2 protein-coding genes and 1 pseudogene are annotated in these 793 nt (G+C 44.1%); all 3 read left to right on the top strand.

Features of this window, described 5'->3' with window-relative positions; genetic code table 11:
• A pseudogene (locus L5M10_RS23965) lies at positions 1–260 on the top strand (transcriptional regulator); the annotation flags it as partial.
• On the top strand, positions 241–558 hold the full coding sequence (locus tag L5M10_RS23960) for a PIN domain-containing protein (RefSeq protein WP_227257086.1): 318 nt from the start codon (positions 241–243) through the stop codon (positions 556–558). The pseudogene L5M10_RS23965 and the gene L5M10_RS23960, both read left to right, overlap by 20 nt.
• Position 559: 1 nt before the next feature.
• A complete protein-coding gene (locus tag L5M10_RS23955; RefSeq protein ID WP_227257087.1) occupies positions 560–757 on the top strand; it encodes a hypothetical protein in 198 nt (65 codons plus the stop codon).
• Positions 758–793 lie beyond the last annotated feature (36 nt).

Here is a 793-nt window from a genome sequence, read left to right as displayed (position 1 = left end):
CGACTCAGAAAAACCTATTTATGCTGTTTAGCAAAAATGGCTGGCGAACGGAGGAGCCAGGAAAAGCATACCCTCATGAATCGACTTATCTACATAAGCAGTTGGTATATCGTGCTTTAGGTGAAGAATACATAGGGGAGTCAAAAGCTGCAGAGTTACTTGGCATGTCTGTTTCTAGCTTTCGTAAAGAACGAAAGTTGGAGGTGCCGACTCAAGCACAGTTAGCTCAGGAGGCTAGCCGTGCAGCAGCTGCTAATTAGTGATGCCAATATCCTCATTGACATGGAAGAAGGTGGTTTACTGGAAGCAATGTTTCAGTTGCCCTATGACTTTGCAACGCCAGATATTCTTTTTGTTGAAGAACTTGAAGAAGATCATCCCCACCTTCAGGATTTAGGGTTAGCGCTAAAAGAGGTTTCTGCAGAATCAATGATGTATGCCATGCAGCTAACGGGGACCTATACCCAAGCGAGCCGAAACGATTGTTTTGCCCTTGCTTTAGCAAAGCAAGAACAGTGTCCTTTACTGACGGGAGATATGGCACTTACTGACTGGTGATATGGCACTGAGAAAAGCAGCAGAAAAAGAAGCTGCCATTGTTAAAGGCACAGTTTGGCTAGTAAGCCAACTGGTGGTTCATCAGCAAATCAATACCGAACAAGCGCGAGCAGCCTATAAGCAGATGCAAGCCAATGGCAGGCGTCTACCTTGGCATATCGCAGAACAAGCTTTAGTAGAACTAGAGCAAGTAAATTAATAATTAATAGGTTGCCCTCATAAAGTGCAATTTAGA

Origin of the sequence: Shewanella sp. SM32, from assembly GCF_025654235.1 — a bacterium.
GTDB lineage: Bacteria > Pseudomonadota > Gammaproteobacteria > Enterobacterales > Shewanellaceae > Shewanella > Shewanella oncorhynchi.
This window is presented reverse-complemented; position numbering and strand designations above follow the sequence as displayed.

Bases quoted from the DNA above. Each gene is read 5' to 3' on its own strand.
- L5M10_RS23955 (WP_227257087.1), top strand. From the start codon at position 560: ATGGCACTGAGAAAAGCAGCAGAAAAAGAAGCTGCCATTGTTAAAGGC.